The 1,632-nt window shown below is 70.6% G+C and carries 1 protein-coding gene, 1 tRNA gene and 1 pseudogene; 1 reads left to right on the top strand and 2 read right to left on the bottom strand.

What is annotated here, in order from left to right; translation table 11 throughout:
- Window positions 1-375 precede the first annotated feature (375 nt).
- Window positions 376-1,135 (top strand): annotated as a pseudogene (locus VR44_RS31195) (IclR family transcriptional regulator).
- Between the two features lie 116 nt (window positions 1,136-1,251).
- On the opposite strand, the gene VR44_RS31200 reads toward VR44_RS31195, so the two are convergent.
- Together VR44_RS31200 and VR44_RS31205 are read right to left on the bottom strand one after the other, a co-directional pair.
- Window positions 1,252-1,325, bottom strand: a tRNA-Lys gene (locus tag VR44_RS31200).
- 59 nt (window positions 1,326-1,384) lie between these two features.
- On the bottom strand, window positions 1,385-1,632 hold a 248-nt coding region (locus VR44_RS31205), incomplete at its 5' end, for a hypothetical protein (RefSeq protein WP_045950978.1).

The following is a 1,632-nucleotide window of genomic DNA, read 5'->3' on the forward strand; positions in this document are numbered from 1 at the left end:
CTGCGGCGGCGTGCCGTGCCGGGGCGGGTCCCGTCGCGCCGGGTTCCGCAACCTCCGGTCGCGTCGCGCCGCGTCCCGTACCCTCGGGACCCGTGGCCCCGTGGCCCGTGCCCTCGGTGTCGCTCATCCTCGTCGCTCCCGTTCCGTCCGGCTCGTACGCCCCACACGGCGCCCGTACGGAGAAGGGGAACGGAGACCACCCGCCGGGCATTCCCGGCAGACCGGGCCAGGTCCATGACGGCGGCATATGCCAGGCGAATAGACCAGGTCAGACGGACTTGATTAAGCCATCAATCTCCTCAACAGACGCTCCACGTGGGCCTCTTGATGGCTATCGTGGTAGAGCAAGCGGTAACAACCTGGTAGGGGGAAACCGTGGCGCTGAAGCCCGAGCCGACCGCGCCGTTCCACTCGGTGCAGTACGCACTGCGCGTACTCGAAACGATCTCGCGGCACACCGGTGGTGTGACCGACGTGCAGATCGCACGTGAGACCGGCCTGCCCGCGGTCCATCTCACCCCGATGCTGCTCATGCTGCGCCGGGAAGGGTACGTTCTCCAGGTCTCCGACGGCGCCTACGCCATAGGGGACTCCCTCGTCCTGCTCGGATCCGGCTCCGACCGGCAGCAGGCCCTCCAGGAGAAGCTCCAGGACACCCTCGACCGGCTGCGCGACTCGGTCGGCGCGGCCGTCTACATCAGCCGCTACGTGGACGGCGAGGTCCGGATCACCCAGTTCGCGGACAGTCCGCGCACGCCCAAGGTCCACGAGTGGGTCGACTTCCGCTCGGCGGCGCACGCCAGCGCGGTGGGCAAGTGCCTGCTGACGCAGCTCGACCAGAACGGACGGCGCGACCACCTGTCCCGGCACAAGATCGCCCGGCTGACGTCGAAGACGATCGTGAACGAGCGGGTCCTGTTCTCGAAGCTGGACAGCCAGCCGGCCACCGTGCCCGTGCTGGACCTCCAGGAGTACGCCGTGGGCACGGTCTGCGCGGCGGTGCCGATCACGGCCGGGGCGGCCGTGGGCTGCCTGGCGCTGTCTATGCCGGTCGAGCACGCGCACCGGCTGCGCGCGGCCGCCGACGCGCTGAACCGGAAAGGCCGCGCCGCTGCTGCTGTCGCTCACGCTCTGAGCGACGGGCCGGGGGGGTGGGTGCTGGGGGCCGGCAGCCGGGGGCTGCCGCCCCGGAGCGGCCCGGAAAGCACTTCGGGCGGTTCCCGGTGAACCGGAAACCGCCCGAAGATCAGGTGCGCCGCCAGGGACTCGAACCCCGGACCCGCTGATTAAGAGTCAGCTGCTCTAACCAACTGAGCTAGCGGCGCTTGCTGACAGAGAAAATACTACCTGGTCCCGAGGGGTGCTCCAAACCAGATGTCCGGGGTCACCAGGAAAGGGCCGCGAGCTCGGTCCCGTCGGGGGTCCCGTCGGCGGTCCTGACCCGGACCGTGCCGGTGTCCCCGTAGACCTCGTGGCGCCAGTCCGCGAAGAGGTGCGCGAGCCGACGGGCGTCCTCGCCGAGGCCCTTGCCGACGGAGCCGGTGGTGAAGACGACCCGGGCCTGCCCGGTCCCGCCGTCCTTGCGGACCCGGACCTCCTGCGCGCCGCCCGACGGCACGAGCCGGTCCGCGT

The sequence above is a fragment of the Streptomyces katrae genome, from assembly GCF_000966975.1.
Taxonomy (GTDB): Bacteria; Actinomycetota; Actinomycetes; order Streptomycetales; family Streptomycetaceae; genus Streptomyces; species Streptomyces katrae.